At 63.2% G+C, this 25,810-nt stretch carries 22 protein-coding genes and 2 pseudogenes; 10 read left to right on the top strand and 14 right to left on the bottom strand.

Annotation, left to right across the window (positions count from 1 at the left end):
- Window position 1: 1 nt before the first annotated feature.
- From OKW44_RS28415 to OKW44_RS28390, 6 genes are read right to left on the bottom strand one after another with little or no spacing between them, the layout of a single operon-like run.
- Window positions 2-1,648, bottom strand: a complete 1,647-nt coding sequence (locus OKW44_RS28415; protein ID WP_018418453.1) for a PqiB family protein — start codon at window positions 1,646-1,648, stop codon at window positions 2-4.
- A complete protein-coding gene (locus OKW44_RS28410; RefSeq protein WP_026225463.1) occupies window positions 1,645-2,268 on the bottom strand; it encodes a paraquat-inducible protein A in 624 nt (207 codons plus the stop codon). Before OKW44_RS28410 ends, OKW44_RS28415 begins: the two co-directional genes overlap by 4 nt.
- Window positions 2,265-2,951 carry a paraquat-inducible protein A gene (locus OKW44_RS28405; RefSeq protein ID WP_239498996.1) on the bottom strand — a complete coding sequence of 229 codons (687 nt, stop codon included), beginning with the start codon at window positions 2,949-2,951 and terminating at the stop codon, window positions 2,265-2,267. Before OKW44_RS28405 ends, OKW44_RS28410 begins: the two co-directional genes overlap by 4 nt.
- Window positions 2,879-5,977, bottom strand: coding sequence for an efflux RND transporter permease subunit (locus OKW44_RS28400; protein ID WP_018418450.1), 3,099 nt, complete (start codon window positions 5,975-5,977; stop codon window positions 2,879-2,881). Before OKW44_RS28400 ends, OKW44_RS28405 begins: the two co-directional genes overlap by 73 nt.
- Entirely contained in the window at window positions 5,974-7,119 is a 1,146-nt protein-coding gene (locus OKW44_RS28395) for an efflux RND transporter periplasmic adaptor subunit (protein ID WP_051103737.1), read from the bottom strand. Before OKW44_RS28395 ends, OKW44_RS28400 begins: the two co-directional genes overlap by 4 nt.
- Window positions 7,116-8,588, bottom strand: a complete 1,473-nt coding sequence (locus tag OKW44_RS28390; protein ID WP_018418448.1) for an efflux transporter outer membrane subunit — start codon at window positions 8,586-8,588, stop codon at window positions 7,116-7,118. Before OKW44_RS28390 ends, OKW44_RS28395 begins: the two co-directional genes overlap by 4 nt.
- 174 nt (window positions 8,589-8,762) lie before the next feature.
- Here OKW44_RS28390 and OKW44_RS28385 point away from each other — a divergent pair, with 174 nt between their 5' ends.
- Window positions 8,763-9,449 (top strand): response regulator transcription factor, encoded by a 687-nt coding sequence (locus OKW44_RS28385; protein ID WP_018418447.1) that lies wholly within the window; start codon window positions 8,763-8,765, stop codon window positions 9,447-9,449.
- Between the two features lie 3 nt (window positions 9,450-9,452).
- The gene (locus tag OKW44_RS28380; protein WP_018418446.1) at window positions 9,453-10,550 is read left to right on the top strand and encodes a sensor histidine kinase; all 1,098 of its coding nucleotides are present in this window, start codon (window positions 9,453-9,455) and stop codon (window positions 10,548-10,550) included.
- A gap of 928 nt (window positions 10,551-11,478) precedes the next feature.
- Here the strand turns inward: OKW44_RS28380 and OKW44_RS28375 are convergent.
- Together OKW44_RS28375 and OKW44_RS28370 are read right to left on the bottom strand one after the other, a co-directional pair.
- Entirely contained in the window at window positions 11,479-11,862 is a 384-nt protein-coding gene (locus tag OKW44_RS28375) for a Gfo/Idh/MocA family protein (RefSeq protein WP_162633899.1), read from the bottom strand.
- Between the two features lie 116 nt (window positions 11,863-11,978).
- Window positions 11,979-12,392 (bottom strand): annotated as a pseudogene (locus OKW44_RS28370) (DDE-type integrase/transposase/recombinase); the annotation flags it as partial.
- A gap of 58 nt (window positions 12,393-12,450) precedes the next feature.
- Here OKW44_RS28370 and OKW44_RS28365 point away from each other — a divergent pair.
- Window positions 12,451-12,797, top strand: a pseudogene (locus OKW44_RS28365) (IS3 family transposase); the annotation flags it as partial.
- A 656-nt stretch (window positions 12,798-13,453) separates the two neighbouring features.
- Here OKW44_RS28365 and OKW44_RS28360 read toward each other — a convergent pair.
- The 4 genes from OKW44_RS28360 to OKW44_RS28345 all read right to left on the bottom strand — a co-directional run bounded on the left by OKW44_RS28360 (window position 13,454) and on the right by OKW44_RS28345 (window position 17,479).
- Window positions 13,454-14,392, bottom strand: coding sequence for a helix-turn-helix domain-containing protein (locus OKW44_RS28360; RefSeq protein WP_018418445.1), 939 nt, complete (start codon window positions 14,390-14,392; stop codon window positions 13,454-13,456).
- Between the two features lie 97 nt (window positions 14,393-14,489).
- Complete coding sequence (locus OKW44_RS28355; RefSeq protein ID WP_018418444.1) at window positions 14,490-15,233, bottom strand: helix-turn-helix transcriptional regulator; 744 nt, start codon at window positions 15,231-15,233, stop codon at window positions 14,490-14,492.
- A 148-nt stretch (window positions 15,234-15,381) separates the two neighbouring features.
- Window positions 15,382-16,191 (bottom strand): MoaF C-terminal domain-containing protein, encoded by an 810-nt coding sequence (locus OKW44_RS28350; RefSeq protein ID WP_018418443.1) that lies wholly within the window; start codon window positions 16,189-16,191, stop codon window positions 15,382-15,384.
- A 316-nt stretch (window positions 16,192-16,507) separates the two neighbouring features.
- Window positions 16,508-17,479, bottom strand: coding sequence for a helix-turn-helix domain-containing protein (locus OKW44_RS28345; protein ID WP_026225460.1), 972 nt, complete (start codon window positions 17,477-17,479; stop codon window positions 16,508-16,510).
- 176 nt (window positions 17,480-17,655) lie between these two features.
- On the opposite strand from OKW44_RS28345, the gene OKW44_RS28340 reads away from it, so the two are divergent.
- The 4 genes from OKW44_RS28340 to OKW44_RS28325 all read left to right on the top strand — a co-directional run bounded on the left by OKW44_RS28340 (window position 17,656) and on the right by OKW44_RS28325 (window position 20,923).
- Window positions 17,656-18,189, top strand: a complete 534-nt coding sequence (locus OKW44_RS28340; RefSeq protein WP_018418441.1) for a 2,4'-dihydroxyacetophenone dioxygenase family protein — start codon at window positions 17,656-17,658, stop codon at window positions 18,187-18,189.
- Window positions 18,190-18,207: 18 nt separating this feature from the next.
- A complete protein-coding gene (locus OKW44_RS28335; protein ID WP_018418440.1) occupies window positions 18,208-19,512 on the top strand; it encodes an MFS transporter in 1,305 nt (434 codons plus the stop codon).
- 1 nt (window position 19,513) lies between these two features.
- Window positions 19,514-20,635, top strand: a complete 1,122-nt coding sequence (locus OKW44_RS28330) for a 2,3-butanediol dehydrogenase (protein ID WP_018418439.1) — start codon at window positions 19,514-19,516, stop codon at window positions 20,633-20,635.
- 132 nt (window positions 20,636-20,767) lie between these two features.
- The gene (locus tag OKW44_RS28325) at window positions 20,768-20,923 is read left to right on the top strand and encodes a hypothetical protein (protein ID WP_018418438.1); all 156 of its coding nucleotides are present in this window, start codon (window positions 20,768-20,770) and stop codon (window positions 20,921-20,923) included.
- On the opposite strand, the gene OKW44_RS28320 is transcribed toward OKW44_RS28325, so the two are convergent.
- A complete protein-coding gene (locus tag OKW44_RS28320) occupies window positions 20,920-21,048 on the bottom strand; it encodes a hypothetical protein (RefSeq protein WP_018418437.1) in 129 nt (42 codons plus the stop codon). The two genes, OKW44_RS28325 and OKW44_RS28320, sit on opposite strands and share 4 nt — an antisense overlap.
- Before the next feature lie 289 nt (window positions 21,049-21,337).
- On the opposite strand from OKW44_RS28320, the gene OKW44_RS28315 reads away from it, so the two are divergent.
- The 3 genes from OKW44_RS28315 to OKW44_RS28305 all read left to right on the top strand — a co-directional run bounded on the left by OKW44_RS28315 (window position 21,338) and on the right by OKW44_RS28305 (window position 24,564).
- Window positions 21,338-22,429: a porin gene (locus OKW44_RS28315; protein WP_018418436.1), complete on the top strand. Its 1,092-nt coding sequence runs from the start codon at window positions 21,338-21,340 to the stop codon at window positions 22,427-22,429.
- Between the two features lie 210 nt (window positions 22,430-22,639).
- A complete protein-coding gene (locus OKW44_RS28310; protein ID WP_162633898.1) occupies window positions 22,640-23,008 on the top strand; it encodes a hypothetical protein in 369 nt (122 codons plus the stop codon).
- Window positions 23,009-23,262: 254 nt separating this feature from the next.
- Window positions 23,263-24,564 carry an NAD(P)/FAD-dependent oxidoreductase gene (locus OKW44_RS28305; RefSeq protein WP_018418433.1) on the top strand — a complete coding sequence of 434 codons (1,302 nt, stop codon included), beginning with the start codon at window positions 23,263-23,265 and terminating at the stop codon, window positions 24,562-24,564.
- A gap of 869 nt (window positions 24,565-25,433) precedes the next feature.
- Here the strand turns inward: OKW44_RS28305 and OKW44_RS28300 are convergent.
- The gene (locus OKW44_RS28300; protein ID WP_018418431.1) at window positions 25,434-25,748 is read right to left on the bottom strand and encodes a LysR family protein; all 315 of its coding nucleotides are present in this window, start codon (window positions 25,746-25,748) and stop codon (window positions 25,434-25,436) included.
- Between the last annotated feature and the right edge of the window lie 62 nt (window positions 25,749-25,810).

Below are 25,810 nucleotides of genomic sequence, written 5' to 3'. Positions count from 1 at the left end.
GTCAGTTTCCCGTTGATGCCGGATTGGCGTTCGAGGTGGGTCGCGAATCGCCCGGCATTCCGCGCAGTAGCGCTTCGGGATGACGGCCAAGCATGTCGGCGAGAGTGCGCAGTGAACCGGCGGTACGCTGCAGATCCTGCAATGACTGTAGAAGGCTCTGCTGCAATGGCGCGTCGGCAGCGAACGTGCTTTGCACCGATCCGAGCGCCTGATTCGTTTGCTGCAAGGTCTGCGCTGCGGCTGGCAAAATCTGTCCATTGACGTGTTGTAGCGTCTCCTGCAACCCTGCCAGTGAAGCGTCGAGGCGGCGGCCGATGGAATCCAGCGGAATCTTGTCGATCTTGGTGACGATGCCGGCGATTTGTTCCTGCATGTGGTCGAAGCTTCCGCTTACGGTGGGAAGCGTCAGCGGGCGAGCGTGAATGTCAAAGGCGGCCGCTGACGCGTTGGGCACAAATTCAAGCGAGATATAGAGCTGGCCGGTGAGCAGGTTTCCGGAGCGGGCCTGGGCGCGCAAGCCGTGTTGGACCATGCCGGCGAGAAACTGGGCCGCCTGCTGCTCGGAATCGCCGCTGTACGTCGGCAGTTGCTCGAGCACGCTCCCGACGCGGCTCGGATACACGACGATGCCGACGACCGAAGGGAAACGATGTTTGGCGGCGTCGTAATCGAGCCGCATCGACACCACCTGACCGATGTTCAGTCCCGAGAATTCCACGGGCGCGCCCACTGCGAGACCACGCAGGGACTGTTCGAAGCGCAACTGTATGGTCTGGCCCGGACCGTCTGGCGGCGCCATCGCGGTCTGTTCGTCCTTGGCCAGCTCGAAGGGGGGCGTGGCCGGAGCTGGATCCTGCCTGCCGTCGGGCGGTGTGGCAAAGGCGATGCCGCCCGCCATGACGGTAGCCATCGACTGGGTGTTGAGCTTCAGGCCGTCGGCGCCTAGCGAAACGTCGACACCGCTCGCGTTCCAGAAGCGCGTGCCTGTCGTGACGAAGCGGTCGTAGGGCGAATTGACGAAAACGTGGAGGTTGACACCGCGACCATCGGCTCCCAGCCGGTAGGACGCGACGCGGCCTACCTGGATACGGCGAAAATAGACCGGGGAGCCAATATCGAGGGAGCCGAGGTCGTCGGCATGGATCATGAAGCTTTTGCCGGGCATGCTGTTAATGACGGTCGGTGGGGTCTCGAGTCCCGTGAAAATCCGGCCGGACTGCTGTGAGGTACCCTTGTCCATGCCAATGTAGGCGCCAGACAGCAGCGTATCGATGCCTGATACGCCGCCGAGTCCGATGCGAGGGCGTACCACCCAGAAGCGCGTATCGGCGCGTACCAAGCTTTCAGCGCTCTTGTTCAGCGAGACGGCTGCGATCACGTGCGAGCCGTCCTGGCTCAAGGAGATGGAGGTCACTGTCCCGACCGTCACGTCTTTGTATTTCACCGGCGTCTTGCCGGCGTCCAGCCCGGTCGCGGTCTGGAAGGAGATGGAGATCGTCGGTCCCGTCGACAACCACGTATGGAGCAGTAGCGAAAAACCGATCAGCGTGGCGATGATCGGCACAAGCCAGACGAGGGAAACGCGTCGGCGACGCCGGATTACCACGGGCAGGCTCGGCTCGGGCTTTTGCTCACGGATGTCGTTCATGGCTTCTTACCGTCCCAGATCAAGCGGGGATCGAATTGCATGGCTGAAAGCATGGTCAGGATCACCATGCCGCCAAAAAAGAGAATGCCTGCGCGCGGCTCGACGTCGGCCAGCGCATGAAACTTGACCAGTGCGGCGACGATCGCCACCACGAGCACGTCGAGCATCGACCAGTAGCCGATCAGCTCGATCATGCGATAAAGCCTGGCGCGCTCGTGGCGTGCCCAGTGGCTGCCTTGCCGGGCAGTGAGAAGCAGCAGGCCGAGGCTCAGGAACTTCGCGCAGGGCACGGCCACGCTGGCGATGAAGATCACCAGTGCGATCCCGTAGGAGCCGGACGTCCAGAACGCGAAGACGCCTTGCAGTATGGTGCTGTCGCTACCACGGCCCAGCCTGGTTGTGTACATCACCGGCATGGCGTTGGCGGGGAGGTAGAAAATGATTCCCGCCAGCAGGAACGCGAAGGAGCGCGCGATGCTGTCGGGTCGCCGGCGATGCAGCCAGGCGCAGCAGCGCGAACACCGTGCCGGTTCGTTGCCATCGGCCGGTGCTTCGCAGACCAGGCCACATGCATGGCAACCGAGCACGCCTAGTTCTTGTGCGCGAGGGTGTGGACTCATGCTCGCGCACCGCCTTCTGTCAGATCCCACAGCTGCTCGATGTCGCGATGAGTGACCAGCGTGATCAACGTCATCAATGCCGCCATGGCCCATGCGCCGGCACCTGGCGTGACCTCCATAAAGCCCGAGAGCTTGACGAGGGCTACGAGAATGCCAACCAACGCAACCTCGACCATGCTCCACGGCCGTAACGCGACAAGCAGCCTCATCGCCGCGGCGAACCCCGGGGCGCGGCGGCCGGACCGCGCGTAGGCCAGCACCCATGCGAGCAGCGCGATCTGCAAAAACGGCACCCCGATCACCGACATCGCGGCCGGTACTGCGATGGGCGCAGCCGCACCGTGCTCCAGCGCCGCCACGGACTGCCAGATCGTCGCTTCGTTATGCTGGCTGCGCAGCCCGATTCGAATCACCGGACAAGCATTGGCGATCACGTACACGATGGCCGCGGCTACCGTCAGGGCCAGCCAGTGATCGACGTTCAGATGGCTTGCGCGATCTAACGTCGCGTGACATTCGTTGCAGCGCGCCGTCTCGCCCCGTGTCAGCGAGGGACGGCGGTAGACTGTATCGCATTCGCTGCAAACGACCAGGTGAGGATAAGTTTTCATCAGGATGCTGTATCTTCGGCGAAGCTGGCATCTTCCGTTCTTGCGATGCGCCTGAACCGGCAGCGCAGCCACTGTTCGAAATCGTCCACAAACGTATATCCGACCGGAATCACGATCAGGCTCAGAAAGGTGGAAGCGAGCAAGCCTCCGATCACAACGATTGCCATCGGCTGGCGGAAGCTGGGCTCCGCCCCTAGTCCAAGCGCGTTGGGCAGCATGCCGGCGCCCATCGCGATGGTCGTCATCACAATGGGTCGGGCGCGCTTGTGGCAGGCGTCCGTCAACGCCTGCAGCCGGCTCATGCCGCGCTCGCGCCGTGCAATCACGGCGTACTCGACCAGCAGGATCGAGTTCTTGGTCACGATGCCCATCAGCATCAGCAGTCCGATCAGCGCCGGCATGGAAAAACTCATGCGGGTAGTCAGCAGCGAGAGCATCGCTCCGCCGATCGAGAGCGGCAACGCGCACAGGATGGTGACCGGCTGCAGGAAATCGTGAAACAGGAGCACGAGTACCGCGTAGACGCAGAAGATGCCGATTGCCATGGCAAGGCCAAAGCTGCCGAACAGCTCGCCCATGTGCTCGGTTTCACCTCCTTGCACCTGGTGGACGTTGGGTGGCATATGTTGAAGCGCCGGCAAATGCTGTGCTTCGTCGCTGACTTCGCCGAGCGTGCGCCCATTGAGTTCGACGGACAATGTGATGTTGCGATCCCGGTCTATCCGGTCGATCTGCGACGGACCGCTGCCGATAGACAGCGAGCCGACCGAGGCCAACGTCACGCTCCCATGGCTGCCTGCCACTCGCAACTGACCAATGGCGTCCAGATTCTGCCGCAACGCTGGATCGAGACGGGCACGTATGGCAATCTGCCGTGCGGGGAGATTCAGCTTGGGCAGCGTCGTGGAGTAGTCGCCGTAGGTACCGATGCGTAGGGCGTTCGCCGCGGACTCGGCAGTCACGCCCAGGGCGGCGGCACGTGCCGCGTCTATCCGAAATTGCACTTCAGGTCGTTGTAGTGCTGCACTGGACGTGACGTTGCCAATGCCATGCAGCGTTCGCAGTTGCTTTTCCAGTTCGGCCGCCGCTGCCTCCAGCGAAGCCGGATAGCTGCCAGCCAGCGTGATTTGCAGCATTTCACCGTTGCCGCCGTTGTTCACCGATACCCGCACACCCGGTAACTCGCGCAACTGCGCGCGAATCGCGTCCTCCACCGCTGGCTGCTTTCGGCTCCGTTCGCTGCGCGGGACCAGGTCGACGATCAGTGTCGAGCTGCGCGCGTCGGGCGTGCTGCTGGCGCCCTCGATAGGATCACCGCTGCCGCTGGCGCGACCCACGGAGGCAAAGACGCCTTGTACCTCGGGCAGTTTGCGGGTGAGCGCTTCGGCCCGAAGGACGGTGGCACGACTCGATTCCAGCGTGCTGCCAGGCGCCAGTTCGAGCTTCACCTGTGTCTGCGACTTATCCTGCAGCGGAAAGAAGCCCGTCTTCAACGCGGCAACCATCGCAAAGGAGAGCAGCAGGAAAGCGCCGACGGCCGTCATCGTGCGGCTTCGCTTGTCGAGACACGTGCGAACCCAGCGCAGATAGCGTGTCATCAGCGGGCCGTCGTGCCCGGTATGACTAGCTGCCTTCATCAGATAGGCGGCCATCATGGGGGTGAGCAGGCGCGCGACTAGCAGCGAGATCACCACGGCCACCGATGCCGTCACGCCGAACTGCCGAAAGATCAGCCCAGGGATTCCGGTCATGAACGCGGTCGGCAGGAACACGGCCACGAGGCTCAGCGTCGTCGCGACGACGGCGAGGCCAATCTCGTCGGCGGCTTCCATCGCGGCTCTGAACGGGGATTTCCCCATGCGGAGATGGCGCTCGATGTTCTCGATTTCGACGATCGCGTCGTCGACAAGAACGCCGACCACGAGCGAGAGCGCGAGCAGCGTCACCGTATTCAGCGAATAGCCGGCCAGGTACATGAAGCCGAACGTCGGGACGATCGAGAGGGGCAGTGCCGCCGCAGAAACCACCGTGGCCCGGCCATTGCGCAGGAACCACCAGACGACCGCGATGGCAAGCAGCGCTCCCTCGATCAGCATGCTCATGGAGCCTTCATAGTTCTCTTCGACTGGCGTCACCGTATTGCTCGCCTCGGCGAGGCGTACTTGCGGGTGCGCGGCGGCGAACGCCGCTGCGGCGCGCCGCACGTCGTGCAGAACGGTTACGTCGGAGTTGCCCTTCGAGCGGGTGATCTGCACGCCGATGACCGGCACGCCGTTCAGGTACGCGTATGTCGTGCGGTCCGCGGCGCCATCGCTGACACGAGCGATCTGATCGAGGCGCACGCGCCGACCGTCGCCAGCGGCGATGGTCAGCGCGGCCAGGTCCTGGACAGTGCCGACGCCCGTCAGCGTGCGCGCCGCTTGCCGCTGGCCGCCGATGTCGCCTTGGCCGCCCGAGCGTTCGCGCTGCATCGACGTGAGCTGGTCCGAGACCGTTTCCGCCGTCAGGCCAAGACCTGACATCAGCGCAGGATTGAGGTCTATACGCACCTCTCGGTCGACGCCGCCGATGCGCTCAACCTTGGAAACCCCTTTAACGGAGAGCAGTGCCTTGGCCAGATCGTCGTCGACGAGCCAGGACAGGTCCTGCTCATCGAGCACCGCGGAACGGGCCGTGTAAGTGAGCAGAGCGGCGCCCGCGGTGTCGACTTTCGACACGGTAGGGGCGGCCATTTCGCCTGGCAGTTCGGCACGCGCGCTGTCCACAGCATTGCGCACCTCGCTGAGCGCGGCCTGCGGATCTTTTTCCAGCTTGAACGTGACGCTGATGCTCACGGCCCCGTCGGTAATCTTCGTCGTGATGTGGTCGAGTTGCGACAGCGAGGTTAGTTTGTCCTCAATCTTGCGGGCCACCTCGTTTTCCAGTTGCGACGGGGCCGCGCCTTCCAGCAATGCGGAGACGTTGATGGTCGGCAGATCCATCTCAGGAAAATCCTGCACCTGCAGCTTGTGAAAGCCGACCAGGCCGAAGACAGTCAGCAGAATAAAGCACAGCACCGCTGGCACGGGATTGCGGATCGACCAGGAAGAGATGTTCATAGAACTCCTCCTTGTGCCATGCCAGCTGCTGCAGCGATGCCGGCGAGCCCCTTGTGCTGCACCACCTTCACCAGCGCGCCTTCAGACAGGAAGCCGCCGCCGCTGGCTACCACGCGCGTACCGAATTCGAGCCCCGAGATAATTTCGCAGCGGCCGTCGCGATGGCGTCCCGCTACCACGGTGCGCCGAGCGACAGTCGCGCCGTCGGGATTCAGCACGTACACATCGGTGCGGCCGTCGCGCGGCACCAGCGCCGATTCCGGCAGCGTCCATACCTGTGCCGTATCCAGTTCGATGGTGCCGCTGGCGAACATGCCGGGTTGGGCGCCGTGTCCGTTCAGTGCAACGTAGACGATGGCCCGGCCGGTGTTGGTCGACAGCGTGGGTGAGACTAGCCGGACCTTGCCGTCGACCACTTTTCCGTCCGGCAACGTCACGCGCGCTGACTGCCCTGCGCGAATACGCGCCAACTGCTGTGCATCGACCTCAGCCTGCCATTCGATTCGCCCTTCGCGAATGAGTCGGAACAGCTCGGTGCCGGCCCCTACCACGTTGCCAAGCAGCGCCGCGCGCGACGAAATGATGCCATCGTCTACCGCGACGATGCGCGTTTGCGACAGGGCGATACGCCTGTTTTGCAAGTCGGCTTCGGCCGAAGCCAACGTGGCGCGGTCGACGGTTTCTGTGATGCGGTATTCATCCAGCTTCTGCGTCGATAGGGCACCGCTGTCGGCGGCCAGCCTGGAACGCTTCACGTCGGCCTCGGCCTGCTCCAGATTGGCGCGTGCCTGCGTAACTGCGGCCTCCTGCTTGCGCACGTCCGCTGTCGCCGTTGCATCGGCGAGCCGCGCGAGCATCTGGCCGCGCTTGACCTCACTACCTACATCGACGAGCAATTCGGTAATGCGCAAGCTGCCTGTCTCGGCACCGATCACCGCTTCCTGCCAGGCCGCCGTGCTGCCATTGGCCTCAATGGTGTCAGGCCATGGCAGGTACTGCGGTTCGACCAGGCTGACGGTGAGTGCGGCGGGTGGCGTTTGCGTCTCGGCGTGGGCTCGCAATCCAGGTGTCAGCCGCCAGGCGGCTGCTCCGGCAACGATGATGAAGGCTGCCAATGCGGCCTTAGGGGGACTCAGCTTCACTGTGTGATTCCTTGCAAGGTGGCAGGTGTAGTGGGCGCGGGATGGCCAGCCGAGATCACCGCATCATTGCCCTGCCAGCCACCGCCCAGGGCCTTGTAGAGCGCGATCCAGCTGCGGATGCGGTCGCGCTGCAGTTCGATGTTCGTGATGTCTGCGCCGGTCAGGGAGCGGCGCGCCTGTTCCAGCGTCAGCAGCGTGTCGAAGCCGGCGCGCCAGCTGGTTTCCACGGCGCTCTCATAGCGACGGTATTGTTCGGCAGCGCGGCGCGCATCGTCGCTACGGCGTGCGGCTCCATCCAGGTCGGCGAGTGCCACCTCGACCTCCTTGATCGCCGTACGTACCGCACGGCGATAGGCCGCGAGTTGCGTGTCATAGCTGGCCTGCGCCGAATCCACGGCAGCCTTGCGCTTGCCCGCATCGAACAACGGAACCGACAGGCTTGGCCCGAACGACCAGGTGGACATGGGGGCAGTCAGACTGGTGGCCGAGAGCCCAACCGAGCCGGACAACGAGAGACTTGGGAAACGATCGGCGCGGGCTTGCCCGATGGCGGCATAGGCGGCGGCCAGCGCGCGCTCGGACGATGCCAGATCGGGCCGTTGGCGGATGAGGTCGGCGGGGGCGGTCTGCACACGGAATGCGGCCGGCCGGGGCAGATCCGGCGCTTCCGGCCGGTCGACGATGTCGCGCAGTGCCTGCTCGCCGTCACCTGTGAGCTCCACCAGCGACTTGATCAGTTCTTCGCACGCGACGTGCTGCTGCGTGGCTGTTGCGTTGGCGCTGGCCGTGCTGGCTTGCGCGAGATAGCCGTCCGAGGAGGGCGTCATGCCGGCGTGGACCGCCGCAAGCGTTGATTTCTCGGTCTGCGCGTACGACGCCGCGGACTGGTCATACGCGCGCGCAAGCTGGCGGCATGCCCGGTACTGCACGTAATCGTCGGCAACCTCGGCAGCCAGCGAAACGCGCGCGTCATGCCAGTCGTCGACGCGCGCTTCCAGTTGCGCTTGCGACGATTCACGGCCTGAGCGCACCTTGCCGAACAGGTCGATTTCCCAGGAGGCGTCGAGCGTGCCGCTGCGCGTGGTCGTCAGGCTCGTGAGGCTGGTATTGCCCAAAGCCATGACGGACTTATCCCGCATGACCGACCCGCTGCCGGTCAATGCGGGCCACGCATCAGCGCTGCTGGAAGCCAGCGTGGCGCGCGCTTCGTTGATCTGGGCCACGGCCTTCGCGAGCGTCGGGCTGTCGGCCTCGGCCGTGCGGATCAGTTCTGCAACCGCCGGGTCATCGAAGCGGCGCCACCAATCAACCAGGTTCTCGACGCTTGCGCCATGCGGCAGTTCGGCCTGCCAGCCGATGGCTGCGGCCACCCGTGGCGCCTGGTAAGGCGGCTGCAATGCGCAGGCGCACAACACAAGGCTGCCCGTGACGGCGGCCACCCATGCGCGGCGGCGCCGGTTTTGATCCATTTCATTCAATGCACGCTCCCTTGCCCGCTTCGGGCCGACGAGCGCTATTGTCCAGGGCGCATGATCTGGCGCGGTATGGCTAGGTTAAGTTGCGTAAAATTCGGCGGGAAAGGCTTTCTCGTGCAATACCGGCTGCGCCATACTGGCTTCATGATGAACCTCGATCGAACCTCCATGACGTCGGTGCTGCTGATCGACGACGACGTCGAACTGACCGGCATGCTGGTGCAGTATCTTGCCCACGAAGGCTTTGCCGCCGAAGTCGCGCACGACGGGGAGGCCGGTGTGGCACGCGCGCTGTCCGGGGGCTTCGCCATCGTGGTGCTCGACGTCATGATGCCGCGCCTATCGGGCATCGAGGCGCTGCGCCGCATTCGCTCGGCCAGCCGCGTGCCGGTGCTGATGCTGACGGCCCGCGGCGACGAGATAGACCGCATCTCCGGCCTCAATCTTGGCGCCGACGACTATGTCCCGAAGCCTTGTACGCCCGGCGAACTCGTCGCGCGGCTGCGGGCCATCCTGCGCCGTGCGTCCGGCACGAGTACGGCGGGCTCCAGCAACCCGGTCCACGCCGGACCGCTCATGCTGTGGCCTTCCAGCCGGCGCGCCACCTGGCAAGGAAATCCGCTCGAATTGACCGGCACGGAGTTCAGCCTGCTCGAAATTCTGGTCCGTCACGCCGGGAGGCTGGTCAGCAAGGAGGATATCTCGCTGCAGGCGTTCGACCGGCCGCTGGCACGCTTCGACCGGCGCATCGACGTACACCTCAGCAGCATCCGCCAGAAGCTGGGCCAACGCCCCGACGGGCAGCCGTGGATCGTCAGCGTGCGCGGCATGGGCTACCAGCTTCTGACGGATTGAACCATGCAACTGCCGCTCGGACGCCTATTCTGGAGATGTTTCTTCCTGCTTTGGCTCGCCATGGCGGCGGCATTCGCGTGCGCCGGTTTCTATCTGTACGCGACTGGACATAACCTGCCCCCGCCCAGTGCGATGCCCTTGGATCTGCGCATCCCCGTGCTGTCGGGGGCCGCGGTGGCGCTGCCAGTGGCCTTCGCGCTCGCCTGGTATCTGTCCAAACCGTTGCGTCATCTGAGCCTGGCGCTGCGCGACGCGGCGGGGGCGCGCTTCGAAGTCCGTGTCTCGCCCGCACTCGGCTCCCGCCGCGATGAGTTCGCCGATCTGGCACGCGAGTTTGACGACATGGCCGCGCGTCTCCAGCAGGCCGCGATGCAGCAGCGTCAGCTCTTTCATGACGTGTCGCACGAGCTACGGTCACCGTTAGCGCGCATCCAGGCTGCGATCGGGCTCATGCAACAAGACCCCGAATCAGCAGCGGCGATGGGCGAGCGCATTGCGCGGGAAGCGGAGCTGCTGGACCAGTGCATTGAAGAGCTTCTGACTCTGCATAAACTGGAGGCGGGCGCCATGAACCCGGCGCGCGAACGCTTGGATATCATCGAACTGCTGGCCGACATCGTGCAGGACGCAGCGTTCGAGGCGCAGGCGCGCAGCTGCGCGGTGAAATTTGACGCGCCAGACACTTTTGTGGCGGAGGTCGTCGGAGAACCGCTTTACCGCGCTTTCGAGAACGTCGTGCGCAATGCCATCAAGTACACCGCCCCTCATACAACCGTGGAGGTTCGCGCGCGCACATTTAAATCGTCTCAAGGGGCAGGCGACGGAGCCGGGTGGCTCGAAATCAGCGTGGGCGACAGAGGCCCGGGCGTACCTGTGGAATCGTGCGAAGAGATCTTTGAACCGTTCCGGCGCCTCGAGTCGTACCCGCGCGATGCTGCGATGCGGTCAGTGCCCGGCACCGGTCTGGGGCTGGCCATCGCCCGGCGAGCACTAGCGCTGCACGGTGGCGATATCCGAGCCACGCCGCGACCGGGTGGTGGTCTCCTTGTGATAGCACGTTTGCCGAGCATGGCGGCGCCAAGCAAGCCTGCGTCGCGATAAAAGAGCGAGGCCACAACCGCTGGAATTTCATCGTCGACTTTCTCTCGCGCATCGGCTCCCTGGCGGTCGTGCGGACCGTCGCAGCACCACCCTTGGGTCAGCATTCCGTGGAAATCAACATTCCGCAGTCCGGCGCCCTGCCTGTGGACGTAGCCGATGCACATGAAACAGTATGATCGCTGATGCCGCACGACTGCCCCGGAACAGGGCGAATTCTCTACCGGCGGGCGAAGGCCGACCGACGTAGCGCGTGCGAAAGATGTACGTCGTCAGTACCTTCCATCCATTCCCTCTGCTGTCCTCGTCCGGCCGAAGGTCATGTGCCGGTGACAAATGCACACGTCGCAGGTCTGCGTCAACGACACGGGCAGGTTATGCACACGCCACCTCGTTATGCGGCGCAGACCACCTAGCGTCGACGCTCGCTGGCCATTGACTCAGAAGTGCGCAGGACCGGGCCCCGGCGCCAAGGGGACCAGGAGAGGCACGACCGGTGGAGGCGGGGGCGGAGGCGGCGGGAAAGGTGCAAGCGGCACGCAGGCGGACAGGAGCAACGACGATATCGCCAGCACGGCGGACATCTTCCCGACAATCTGAAGCCTTGTGGACAAGGCAAGCCTCTTCCGTCGCTCCAACTCGTTGGCGATGGCGACAGGGTCTGTCTGTTCAGGCGAGAGAGGCATCTAGAAGTTCCTGGTTGGTCGATGGGGCAGACCGGTGCGGGCGATCAATCTGCAACTGATCGATAGTGAAGAACTGATTTCGGTCGTTGTCCGTTGCGACTAACAGGAATCTTAGCCGCGCCTTGGGTTCAACGCCGTTCGACAGCGTTAAGGTAAGTAAAAGTCCAGAACCGGTGACGCCGTTGGTCTTGGTAAGAGGATTGATTCGTGGCTGTCGCGCAGATATGCGACACGATCCTTCGGCATCACGGGCGCGGCGCACGGTCTCCAACACGGAAACATTTACGAAAATCCGCCTCGGCCGGACGGGTGTATCCCGTTTCAATCACGCTGAGCGAACCGTCCTCCGTTCGCAAGTTCAGCGTTGCGGTATCTTCGACCAAAAGACTTAGTGCCGCATTCGACACGGCCGCCTCGACTTCGACAACAGCGGACCCGTTAATGCTGAGGACAAAATCAATCGCATGATGTGCTAGGTTCATCATGCAGCCTCCGCCAGCTGCGACAGGGTCGATCAGCCAAGGTGACGAATCGAGGAATCGGAGCGGGCTTCCCGCGATGATGCGAAACTGAACACTTTCAAAATCCGACAGTGGCAGCGCAGTTAGCGCTTCGAGTGATACGCGCATGCAATTGAGCCTAAAGTGAAAAGCCCTATACGAATGCACTTGCGCTGCGCGCTGCTGCCGCGACGCGCCGTACGTCGTCGCTAGAAGTTCCGCACGGCTTCTCGATGGAAAACGGAATGCCTCTTTCCAGATGCCAGATTCGAGAGCGCTGTTGGCACATCAGGCTTGTGCATGAACAATGTAATCGTGCTTGATGGTCTTCACGAACGACTCGACCATGCCGTTACTCTGCAGCGATCGAACGGGTGTAGTCAACGCTCCAGACCCAGCTCACGAGCAAAGCTGCGCGTGCGTGGTCGATGTAAGCGGAGCCGTTGTCCGAGAGTAATTCGATGCGCGCACCTGTCCCGGTCGTGCCGAAGCGTTGCTCCACCGCTGCGAGCATCACATCACGCACGACATCGCCGCTATGGCCGCCAGTAGTCGCTGCTCAGCTGATGGCTTCCCGGTCGTGGCAGTCCAGCGCAAACGTCACGCACAACGGCGAGCCGTCATCCACGACAGAATTCAAAGCGGTCCGAGCACCAGCGAACATCACCGTTTTTTCTGATGTATCAAAAGGAAACCGGGGTGAAGATGAGACGACTGGCCGGGGGACGACCAATGAAAACGGTCTGTGATGTTCTCGGCGTGGCGCGCTCTGCTCTCGCAGTCAAAAAAACGCGCTCTCCGGACTGGCAGGATGGGTGCCGCGCCCGGCATACCGACGATTCGGAACGGTCGCTGCAATCCACGAGCATGTGGCAGTGTTGCTGACGTATGGGTATCGGAAAGTCTGGACACTGCTGCGACGTAGTCACGAAATGACTGGTGATCCGTGCGTGAACGCCAAGCGCGTCTATCGCGTCATGCGCGACCATCAGTTGCTGCTTCGGCGCCTTGGCCAACGTCGCGATACCCGCCGGCAAGATGGACGCATAGCCGTTGACCAGAGTGTCCTCTAATTCGGCTAATGTGGCTGCCGATCGAGGCGACAGATACGCGAGTTACAGGCGACAGCAACGAGACTACGGAAGGTAATGTATTTCGATGCTAGGGAATGCCGATCTACTGAGGCGAACGAAAACGCCGTCATGTGTTGGACTTTGTGATTTACATCGGATACCTAACCAAGGTGGTATGTGGACCTCGACAACCGAAGTGTCATGCTGCGCCCAGTTAGTCGTTCCGGGCGGAGTGTCCGCCTTCGATCAGAGAGCCACGCTAGCATAATTAACGCACAGCATTAGCGCCCTGACGGGCACCGCTAGCAGAATTAGCGATCTCCAACATATGTTGTGCACGCGGCGGGGGATCCTTTCGCTGTGCTGGACTAGTCAAACCTTAGCCCTGTTTTCAGGACAAAACGCAGTTTTCGACGTTGGGGACAAGCATCCACCTATGCCACGTCGCAACCTATACCTCCGAACTCCGCCTGCTTTGCTGAGATGCGCCCGATGGTCTGCCGCCGCTCGGTTCTCACGGCTTTTCCATCGACGCGCCTGCGTTAGCAGAGTTAATGGGGACGCTAGCGATTCTATGAACAGCATGTGCGTCAACTACGAACTGCAACAAATGCGCTTGCGTCACCGGCATGCGCGGCGCCCTCGCTTCAGCATTTCCTGGGCGTTTGCGACGGCAACTCGCCGAAGAGTTCTCGGTATTCGCGTGCGAAATAGCTCAGGTGCGTAAATCCCCAGCGGGCGGCCGCGTCACCGATCAGCAGTTCAGCTGAAGCGGTCGAGCGCAGAAGTTGTCGTACCGCGTTGAGGCGGATCGACCGTAAGTACTCGACGGGGGTGACGTTTGCGACCCGATGGAAGCTCGTCTGGAGCGTGCGGCGGCAGCAGCGCAGGCGACGGCACAGGTCTAGCACCGTGAGCGGCCGGTCGGCCTGGTCGTGCACGAGCCGCTCGCAGCGCCGCACGATGTCGCTGTAAGTGCTATGCGTGAAATCGCGCGTCGCGTCCGCCGCAGAGTCGAGAAGGCCCAGCATCAGGCTCACGACTTCGTCCTGAAAGAACTGCGTCACCGATGGTTCGACGAGGCCGGCCGGGTTGCTCTCGCCGGCTTCGAAATAGCGCGCGAGGCCCGCGCGCAGAACGGCCACGCTTTCACCCGACACCGGCAGCACATGCTTCCTGAGCTGGCGCACGGCCGCGTCGCCAGCCGTGATGCCGACGAGTTCCTCCATGATCCCGGCCGGCAGGCTGACGACGACGTAATGCATCGACTCCGGAGTATAGAGCTGAAACTCCTCCCTCTCGCCGAGCGCCATGATCGCATAGCCGTCGACTGCCTGTCCCTGAAACGTGCCGTGCATCGGCGCATAGAGCGGAACGCCTATCGACCAGAGGCCCGTCGGCGAGACGCCCGTCTGCGCGACGCGCCGGTTGGTGGCCTCGCAGTAGAACTGGAAGCCGGGACCATTCGCCTGAAATAGCGTGCCCTCGAAGCGACCGGGGGTGATCTGGCGGTAAGCCTGCTCCCAACCGGGGACCGCGTGCGACAAGTCGTGGGCATCGGCAAGGGTGGTGCTGCGAAATTCCATTGTCCTCTCCTGCGAAACCCGACGCGTTCTGACTGACCTGGCGAACTCGGACTGTCGTCTCAATGATGGCGGTTCGAAATTACATTCAGCTTTCTCATTAAAAGAACAGCGCGCCAACGAGCTCCGTCCGGCTCGACACGTCGAGCTTGCGGAACATGCGTAACAGATGCGTTTTAACAGTCGGCTGGCCCAGCGCGAGGGTGCGTGCTATCGCCTTGTTCGACAGGCCATCCCGGACGAGTCGGGCGATCTGCTGTTCCCGATGTGTGAGTCCAGCGCCATCGGCGGCACGCGCGCGCAACGGTCGTCGGTCTTTCACCGACGGCAACAATCCAACTTCGAGCAGGGGCTGGACGGCCTGCACGCGGGTGAATTCCTCATTGGAGAAAGGACCGGCGGGCATCATGCGCAGCAACGAAAACGCGGCCACGGGCTGGCTGCCGTCGCGCACCAGCACCTCGATCACGTCGACCACCCTGTGCGGATTCAGGAAGCGCTGCCAATAGACCGAGCGCTCGCGCAATGGCAGCGGCAGCTCGCTGGCGAGCGACACTACGTTGCATGGCTCAGCCGCGATACGCGAAGGATGCAGCGGATCGAGCCGGCTGTAGCGCTGCAGGTAGGTCCGGTGCATCGACTCTGCCACGCCAAACAGTTCGAACCCTGACGGCTCCTGGTCCGCGCCGATCCAGTAGAAAGCCGTCGCGGTTGGCCGACTCAGGCGCGCGAGCGCCGTGACGCTCGCCTCCAGCGCATGCACGAAGGCGGCAGGCGCGGTTCCTACGTCTGCGCCCGCGGGATTTCCAGCGCTACCTGTGACATCGCGAAGTATGGTCGACATGCCGGCCCCCCCAGTTCGTGCTCCGCCGACAATCCTAGCGGCGCGAGCAGAAACGCGTTAGCACGGATCGGCAATGCGGCGGCTGGTCGAACGTATGGCGAGCGGGAAAGATGTCGGGACGCGACGCTTTGCGATCGCGCGGCCCCGCTTATTCAGGATGCGTCGTTACGTTGAGCACCTGGGCGAATGCACCGACGGGAAAATTCGACAGGGAATCGAAATGACCGCTCTCGTAACCAAAGACCTTGCCGTCGGTCTTCATCTGTTCCAGATCGATCAGCAGAACGCCGAGTGTTGGAATGATTTTTTCGCACCAGACGAACAGATATAGCTTGTCGGCTATGCCGACCGTATGGCAGCGATCGACATCCGCCAGACCGGACTCCGCTCCGGACAGGCAGTGCCATGCATAGAAATCCGCGTTCAGATAGATATGCTCGTAGCGCTCGGTCTTGCTGTACGTGTACAGGTTACGCATGCCGACGAGTTCAACGGTCGGCCGATGCAGCGGTGCGTCCCGGTTCGCGCCTTTGACCTCGATTCGGCCGTGTCGAATCCGCACATCCACGCCGGTGAGCGGCAAGCCTCGTTCGACGCGCGTGAATGCAGCGACGCGCGTTTGGTCTTCGTCGGGCAGACGCCCGGTGACGACGGTGCAAAGCCCCAGTCGCAGATCGGCGACGACGCTAGTCGTCGAAGGGCACCCGCCGTCCCCGCCCCCAACGTAGTCAATCAGAAAGATGCCGTCGCGCAGCGAAGTCACGCGGCAAGCGTGCGCACCGGATCTCGAGCGGACACGGCCGTCCGCATCGAAAATCAGCGTTTCGTAGGTGCCGTCGTCGAACCCCAGAGCCAGCGTACGGCCTTCGAGGTCCGCCCGTGGGGCAAGGCTGTGACTGTTGGGCGCGAAACCCTCGGCAAGCGCGCCCACCTGAATGAACGGAGGTTGGGAAGACATCAAATGAACTCCTCTTATCGTCTAACGAATGCATCCTTGCGTTGCGCGCTCCGATGCGGCCATTCGAAGACAATATCGAGCGTCGCCTCACGGCGGTATCAACCGGAAGGATGACAACGCTGGACATATCCGGAGCGCGTTTCCTTTAGCCGCGCGAACTGCGCGTCGACCGCCTGTTACCTGCTTCACCGGTCGCGGGCGAGGGCCGTCGCTGTTCGTTGCGCGCCTTGGTCTAAGTACGAGTTCAGCTGGATTGCGAAGCGCTGACGTACCACTCTGAACACTTGACGAGTCGGTGCAGTACGGCGACCGATGGTCAGAAGCGTGCCGCCTCACGCAGCACGACCGGCGCCGCGCCGTATCGTTCGCGGATCGCGCGGCTGAAATGCGCCTGGCTCGAAAACCCCCAGCGGAACGCGATTTCGCCGACGGTTGCCTTGCTCAGGCGTGGGTCCACGAGCTCCCGGTACGCCCGCGAAACGCGCTCCTCCCAGATATGCTGCATGATCGATTCCCCGTCGGCAGCGAAGAGCCGGCCCAGATGCCGCAGCGACAATCCGACCGCATCGGCCACGGCCTGCGGTGTGAGCCCGGGTTCAGCCAGACGGGTCGCGATGTACTGCTTTGCCGTCAGCAGGTACGACAGTGAGGCGCGCGACGTACTCGCGCCATGCAGTTCCACTTCGATGATTGATGCGAGCAGTGTGCGCGCGTACTGGCAGAACCGCGCGACTTCGGAGTCCACCGGATTACCCATAAAACGCTCGACGGTTGCATGCAGTGTCTTGCCGAGCATCGCGCCGCTGCCAGCACGCGGTGCGATCTTCAGCGGCAGTTGGTCCAGGCCCGACTCCAACCGGTTGTCGAGCGTCGCGATTGGCACGTCGATCAGCAACTGCCGCATTGGCGTTAGGAATCCGAACAGGTACGGAATACGCGTGTCGTAGACGACGATGTCGCCAGCCTCCGCGAGCAGGCACCGGTCGCGCTGGATGAAATACGCGCGACCCTGAAGAAGCTGGCAAGCAAACACCGATTCCTTCGGCATCTGGCGCACCAGCGCCGGGTTGCGCTCGATCACGTGGTCCTGTCCCCTGATATCGGCGATGCCGAGGCCCGGCATTGCGATGCCGGTCTTTTCGACCTCTAAACCGCCAGGCGACAAAGAGGAGCAGCGCAGGCCGACCAGTGTCGTTGAGCATAGTGCCTCCCAGTACGCCATCCGCTCGCACGCCGGTACGTCGGACGTCGAGCCTTGCGTACACAAAAAAACGGTGGAACTGACCATGTTGCCTCCTGCTGGCGCCTGTCGCACCGAGCGGCATGATTTAGGAATGGTTCACGCAGCGATTTGTGCGCCGCAATGTCTCGCTCGAGCAAGCAATTCGTCCATCGCGGTCAAGAGCGGCGAGCACGACCTGGATAAAGTCGACCCCACGACACCAATCTATAAGGAGACATACCGTGGTCGACAAAGCCATATCCGAATTCTGGCAAAACATCCCGGCGATTGCCAATCCGTTCAAGCCCGATGCACTGCCGGAAGCCTACATCCAGAACGCAGCCACCGAAGACGAGCGCTATTACGTTCCGTTTACCGAAACGGTTTCGTCGCGTCCGCTGTGGATCTCGCCGTCCCAGAACAAGTGGTGCGACATTCTGGTGGCGAAGGAGGCCGGGCTCGTGAACCGGCACTATCACCCGCACGAGGTGTTCGCATACACGCTGTCCGGCAAATGGGGCTACCTGGAGCACGAATGGACGGCGACGCGCGGCGATTTCGTGTACGAGACGCCGGGCGAAGGCCACACGCTCGTTGCGTTCGACCACCCGGAACCGATGCGCGCGTTCTTCATCGTCACGGGGCCGCTGATCTGGCTCGACGACGAAGGCAACCCCGACGGCTACTTCGACGTGCATTCGTACATCGCGATGTGCAAGGCGCATTACGAGAAGGTCGGCCTCGGCGCGCAAGCGATCGAGAAGCTGTTCCGCTGACGCGCGAGGAGGCCGGCCATGACATCCCACTCTTCCCCCAAACACGCATGGTCGTACGAGAACAGGCTGCTGCTGATCCTGTTCATGACGTTCGGCTTTGTCTTCTTCGACCGCCTCGCGCTGTCGTTCCTGTTCCCGTTCATGTCGGCCGAACTGCACCTGACGAACACGCAGCTCGGCATGGTGTCGTCCGCGCTCGCGCTCACGTGGGCGCTGTCGGGCGCCGCGGCAGGCGCGTGGTCCGACGCGCGCGGCACGCGCAAACCGCTGCTGATCGCGGCCGTGCTCGGTTTTTCCGTATGCTCGGCGCTGTCGGGGCTCGTCGGCGGATTCGCGAGCCTGATCGCGTTTCGTGCGCTGATGGGCATCGCCGAAGGCCCGGTGCTGCCGCTGTCACAATCGCTGATGGTCGAGAGTTCGACGCCGACTCGCCGCGGGCTGAACATGGGGCTGCTGCAAGGCTCGGCCGCCGGCCTGCTCGGCGCGATGATCGGCCCGCCGGTCGTGATCGGCATCGCGACCGCGTACGGCTGGCGCGAGGCGTTCTATGTATCGTGCATCCCGGGCTTCCTGATCGCGTTCTGCCTCTGGCGCTGGGTGCGCGAAGTACCGACCGTCGGCGTGCGGCACGCGCACGCCGACGGCGCTACGGAGCATCCGGCAGGCGGCGCGGCCATCAGCCGCTGGGCGCTGCTGAAGGAACGCAACATCCTGCTCTGCATGCTGATCAGCTGCTGCTTCCTAACGTGGTTCGTCGTGGTCATCTCGTTCGCGCCGACCTTCCTGGTCAGCAACCGCCATCTGTCCGCGTCCGACATGGGCTTTGTGATGACCTGCCTCGGTGCCGCGTGGGTGTTCTGGGGCTTTGCGGTGCCGGCGATCTCCGACCGCATTGGCCGCAAACCGACGATGATCGTGTTCGCGCTGATCGCCGCCGTCTGTCCGATCGTGATGATCCATGTCGATTCGGTGTGGGCGCTCGGCGCGCTGGTGTTCGCCACGTACACGGGCCTCGGCTGCTTCACGCTGTTCATGGCCACGATCCCGGCCGAGACCGTCCCGCCTCGCGCGATCGCCAGCGCGCTCGGGCTGATCATGGGCGCAGGCGAACTGATCGGCGGCTTCGTCGCACCGACCGTCGCGGGCTTCGCGGCCGACCAGTACGGCCTGCAGTTCGCGATGTGGACATCGGCGGCCGGCGCGATCCTCGCGTGCGTACTGTCGTTCGGTGTCGTCGAAACCGCGCCCGCTGTGCTGCGCAAGCGCGCGCTCGTCGGCGCCGCCGCGAGCCATCTCAATACGCAGAAAGTCGGAGGACGATGACATGCGTGCACTTCAATGGCACGGCCCGCGCGATGTCCGTCTCGTGCAAATCGACACGCCGCTCGTCGGCCCGGGTGACGTTCGCATCGCGGTCGCCTATTGCGGGATCTGCGGCAGCGACCTGCACGAATATGCGGACGGCCCGCATGCGATTCCCGTAGACACGCCGCATCCCCTGTCCGGCCGCAACGCGCCGCTGACGCTCGGTCACGAGTTCTGCGGCACCGTCGTTGAGGTTGGCGCGGGCGTCACGACGCTGACCACGGGCGACCGCGTCGCGGTCGAGCCGGAGTATCGCTGTCGCCAGTGCGCGTACTGCCGCTCCGGATCGTACAACCTGTGCGTGTCGATGGGGTTCGCCGGGCTGATGGGCGACGGCGGGATGGCCGACTTCGCGGTCGTGCCAGCGTACATGTTGCACCGCCTGCCCGACGGCGTGAGTCTCGAACAGGCAGCAGTGACCGAGCCGGCCGCTGTAGCGCTGCATGCGCTGCGGCGCGGTGAACTCCGGCTCGGCGAGACCTGCGCGGTGTTCGGGCTCGGGCCGATCGGCTTGTTGCTGATCATGCTCGCGAAGCTGCAGGGCGCGACGACGATCGTGGCGATCGACGTGTCGCCTGAGCGGCTCGCCGCGGCCGCGCGCTTCGGCGCGACGCACACCTTCGATACACGCACGCTCGACGGGCCAGCACTGCGCGCCGCGATTCGCGCCGCTACAGGGGGGCTCGGCGTCGATGCGAGTTTCGAAGCGGCTGGCCTGCCGGCCACGTTCGAAGCGGCCATGCAGGCGCTGCGCAAGGGCGGTCGCCTCGTGATGGTCGGTCTCATGCCGCACGCCGGCTTCGACGCATTCCGCGCGGTCAACGATGAGCTGACCTTGACGGCAAGCGTCGGTTATCGGCACGCGTACGAAGACCTGCTGCGCATCGTCGCGTCGGGCGCGCTCGATCTCACGTCGATCGTCACACGCATCGTGTCGCTCGAGGCTGCGGTGGCCGACGGTTTCGACGCACTGCTCGCGGATCGCACGCAGATCAAGATTCTGATTTCCCCCGCGCACCTGACTGTCCATCGCGCACAGATCAGCGCGAGTATCAAGCATGAGTCGTCGGTGGACGTCTGAAGGAAGAACGGTCGTCGTGACGCGGCGCGTCTGGCATCTGCGCGCGCCCGACCCGCGCTTGGCGGAAAGCGGGTGCATCGGTCGTCGCGCTGAGGCTCGACGTTTGCCGGCAGCGACACACTGAAGCGCGCGATGGCCCCGCCGACGAAGCTCGACATCCTGGTCAACGAAATCGGCGTCGGCCCACAAGGCAGCCGTATCGTCAATGTGGCGTCGACGTGCATCGGCAGCAGGGACCGGCCCGCGTGCGGCGCGAGTAACGGCAAGATCGCGCAGTTCGCGCGCTAGCTCGCGCATACGTAGGCCGACCCCGGCGTCTGCGTGAGCACCGTCGCGGCCTGCTCGATCGACACGCCGTTCAGCAGCGGCCTGATGGCCGACGCGCAGGCGTCGCGGCAGATCCTCGATCGCACGCAGCTCCGGTGCAGCGCACGGGCGGCTGCTGAACGGCGCTTCGGTCATGGCCGGGCAGGGCAGTCGTGCCGGCGGACGGCACACATTCGACGGTCTGGCACCCAGGCGGGAGAGGGTCGAGGGGTCTCAGTGTCGGCGGATATGCGGTACGCGGATGCCCCGGCGCGCCCGCGACTTTCATCGGTTTGGGCTGGATCGAAACAGGCTCATCCGGATTTCAATAAAGAAAATCAGTAGTCCAATCAAAATATCCGATCCGATCGGAAACATGTGAGGAGCACATTAGAGATGACGAAAAAGACCTTTCTGGCAATTGCGGTGTACGCGATCCCGGTCGCATCGTTCGCCCAGAGCAGCGTGACGATGTTCGGGCTAATGGACGTCGGGCTGAGTTATGTGAGCAATCAAGGCGGCCACGGCAACGCCAAGTTCGACGACAACGTCTTTTTTCCGAATCTTCTCGGCTTTGAAGGCAAGGAAGATCTTGGCGGTGGCACGCGGGCGATCTTCAGGCTCGTGAACCAGTATTCGCTCGCTAACGGCTCCATTATGGGCGGCGGCCTGTTCGCGCGCACGGCTTACGTCGGGCTGCAGAACGACCGGTACGGCACGCTGACGCTCGGCAACCAGTACGAGTTCATGGTCGACGCGCTGGCCGCGAGCGGCAACGAAATCGCACAGGACGTCGCCGGCCTGTACGGTTTCCGCAACGGCCCGTTTGGCAAGCTCGCGCTGCCGAACAACCCGACCGGCGCATTCGACTGGGATCGCGTCGCGGGCAGCAACCGCGTCGCCAATTCCATCAAGTACGCGAGCTCGTTGCTGTCGGGCCTGACCGTCGGCGCGCTTTACGGTTTCGGGAATGTCGCAGGCTCGGTCGGCGCGAACAACACGGTCAGCGTCGGCGCGAGCTACGAGAATGGGCCATTCGGTGCGGGCGCGGCGTATACCAACCAGAAATATGGCTCCGCGAACGGCAGCCCCGCCACCAGCATCAGCAACTGGGGCGCGGGCCTACACTACAAGGTCGGCGCGGTCACGGGGAGAGCGATAGTGACGACCGTGCGCAATGCGCAGAACGGGGCGGGCGTCTGGTCGGCGGAAGCCGGCGCGTCGTGGCAACCGTCGCCCGCTTGGGTAATCGGCGCGGTCTACATGTACATGAAGGGTAACGACGCGCTGGACAATGCGCACGCGCACCAGCTCGTGGCCGCCGTCCAGTACTCGCTGTCCAAGCGCACGATGGTGTACGTCGAGGGCGTCCACCAGCGCGCGAGCCGGGGCAGCTATGCGCAGATCAACGGCGTGACGGACCCGAATGGCGCATCGAGCGGCGCGCTGCAGTCGATCGCGCGGATCGGGTTCAGTACGCGGTTCTGACACACAGGCCGGCCATTTTCTGCAGACTTGGCCGATCGACGGCAGACCTGCCGGGTCTACGCGTTGCGAGTCCGGCAGGGGGCGGCGACCGTCGCGCAAACGCCTGCGGCAACACCCGGTCGCGCCGTCACAAGCGAATCATGGCGGCTTTGGTTCCGTGCATGCGTTGATAAACGACGGCCGAGCGATGCGGCGCCCGAGGAAGCGGAAGTGGCATTGCATGCGTCGCGCCGATTTCGCGTTCTGTCAGACGGTGAACCGCAGTGTCGGCTCCGATCTGAAGTGGCGGGCGTTGGTTCCATCGGAACTCTCTGCCGCGCCGGCTTTCTTTTCATTGGAGTAAGCGGCGTCCTCCGGTTGCTGGCTGAGTATCCGCAGCTCATGCTGCTCACGGGTGAGTCGGCGGCGCTCGCCGCGCGTCTGCACATCTCGGACACGCTGCAGATCGCGAATGAACTGGAAATGCTGCGTTACGCGCTGACTGAGGGATATGGCCGGGCGTTTCTTCCGACGCGTTCGCGTGCACATGACGGACGAATGTCGAGTTGGTCGAGACCGAAATCGGCAATCGCGGCTTGACGCATCCGGTCGTAATCCTATGGAACCGGGCGGTACGAAGCGCAGATTGGTCGAGACGCTGCTCGGCTGAGTGTTAGTGGAATCCGCGGAAACCCTGCTTTACGCCGGTGACTCATCGCATTGCCAATTTGTGCTCACCGTCAAAAATGTGCGCCAGGAGAATCAGTTTTCCGCAAACAGGGCGACGCCGCACCCGCTACTGGCCGTGGCGATGCTTTGCAAAGCACGGGATGCGACGTCAAAGGGACTTCACGATGCACGTAGACGAAACGGCCACCTACTACACGGCCACGAAGAAGTATCAGCTAAGCTTTCCGTCTCTCGAAGACGACGTTCAGGCCGAGGTCGTCATTATCGGCGGCGGCTTTTCAGGGATTCATACTGCGCTCGAACTCGCGGAACAGGGCGTGACGGATGTCGTCGTACTCGAAGCGCGATATCTCGGCTATGGCGGCACAGGCCGCAATGGCGGACAGGTGATGGCCGGCATCGGTCACGACCTCGATGCGATCCGTCACGACGTAGGCGATGACGGCGTAAAAGCGATTCTCGCGCTCAGCGATCTCGGCCCGCAGATCATGCGCGAGCGCATCCTGAAGTACAACATCGACGCGGATTTTCGGAGTGGCTATGGCTATATGGCCTACAACGCGCGTCAGGCCAAAACCCTGCGCGGTTGGGAGAAGGACTTCAGGTCGCTGGGTTCGCACTACGAGATCCAATACGTCGAAGGCACCGACGTGCGGAAAATTATAGGCTCCGACGTGTATCAGGCCGGATTGCTTCACATGGGCGGCGGTCACGTGCATTCGCTGAACCTGCTGCTCGGCGAGGCGAAGGCGGCGTCCGAAATCTACGGCACGCGCATTTTCGAATACAGCCCTGCGCTTGAAATCACGTATGGCGATCGCGTTCGCGTGCGCACCGCCAAGGGCACCGTGACAGTCAGAAAGCTGGTCTGGGCCTGCGACGGCTTCAACAACGGCATCGAGCCGGAACTGCATCGAAGCACGATCAACGTCTATGCTTACAACTCGATGACAGAGCCGCTGAGCGCGGACATGATCCGGCAGATCAGCCCGATCCACGGCGCCTATAGCGACATTCGTCCCGTCATCAACTACTACCGTGTGACCAACGAGAACCGCTTGCTGTTCGGCTCGTCGACGGCGCTCGTCGAGCATATTCCCTCGGACCTGAAGGAATGGAACCGCAAGCTGATGCTCGAAGTGTTTCCATATCTGAAGGACGTGCAGATCGATCTGGCATGGGGCGGCCCGATGGCGTCCACGCGCAATCTTTTCCCGCAGATCGGCACGTTGCAGGATCGGCCCAACGTCTTCTTCGTCCAAGGCTATTCGGGCTTCGGCGTCGCGCCTAGCCAGATCATCTGCAAGATTCTCGCGGAAGGCATTCTGGGCGGCTCCGAGCGGTACCGGCTCGTGAGTTCGATCCCGCGCGCGAGCATCGCGGGCAAGGACAAATACCGCGCGCTGCTTGTCACGCTAGGCAAGGGCATGCATCAGACGTGGGGTTACTGGCACGGTCGCCGCTGAGATCAACACATCCACCGCAGTCACATCAATTTCAATGGAGTTCAGAGTTATGAGTCTCACAGCAATCGAGCGTGGCATCGCACTTTTGGAACTGGACGCATGGGGTAGTCTCACCGGCCTCGGCGGCGAAATTCTGGAGGGAGGCGATGTTCGGGCTTTCGGGAGGTTCACGCACGGCGCGCCTACCGACGCGATTTCAGCGGGCTATTTTGGTACGTCGAAAGGCTCTGTCGCGATAACGAGCCAGATGCATCGCGCGGCCGCACCAGGGCCGTTTCGATTACGATCTGCACCTACGATTTCGCGCCGAGCCGGAACCTGTGCAACAACGGCTCGGTATATCCGCCAGGTGGGGCCCGCCCTTCGAACGTAAGCGGTCCATTATCGACGTCTATCCAACGGCACTCTGAACGAGCAGGATAGGTGATCGTGCTGCATTCCTCGGCGGACGCCGGAGGCCGGTCGCGTATTTCCTCAACGAGAACGATCAGGTAACGCGCGGCCGGTTGTTGCCCGGCGAGACACAGCGATTCTATACGCCCATGTTCCCTGGGCGAGACCGGTGGATCGAGGTCGGCATGCCTTTCGCGAGTCGTGACGGTGTGGATATCAGGCCGCCTTATAGCCGCGTCGACGTGTATATCGACGCGTCGAGCAGGATCGAGCGAACGGATGCAAAGTACCATTTCTTTGATCGCTTCTAGCTCATCGCGAACCGTGTGCGGTAGTGGTGAAATTGCGGGCTCGCGCTTTCAGCGACTCAGGCAGCAGCCGGCTGAACTATATTCGTTGCGGAATTGGTCGTCAGCGTTTCCCAGAATGCTTCGGCGCTGCTGGGCAAGCGAGCGCGCGTACGGAACAGCGTGATGTCAACGTCGATATCCCATTTCGACCGAGCCCGCGCGCACCAATTCGCCGGACTCGAGTTCCCGACCGACCTGACTCTGCGGCAGCCACGCAAGCCCGCGCCCATCGCGCACCATCGAGTTCAACACGCCCGCAAGCGGCGAAACGAATACGCGCTCGAGCCGATCGGCTACCGGCGAGGTACGCAGCACGTTTTCGACCGCGCGACCAATGGCGGACGTTTCGGCGTACGCCAGATACCGGCAGCGATGCGGCGCCGCGCCGTCCAGCGAATCGAGCGGCCCACTGTCGGCCCCGGGGCGCGACAACGGCAGCAAGCAATCAAAGCCAACGCGATAGATCCGAAACTGTTTCGGTCGAGGCCAATATCGACTGAAGG

It is taken from the genome of Paraburkholderia lebeckiae, from assembly GCF_050436325.1.
Taxonomy (GTDB): Bacteria; Pseudomonadota; Gammaproteobacteria; order Burkholderiales; family Burkholderiaceae; genus Paraburkholderia; species Paraburkholderia tuberum.
Note: the sequence above shows the minus strand (reverse complement) of the source record. Positions and strands in the feature narration are given on the sequence as shown.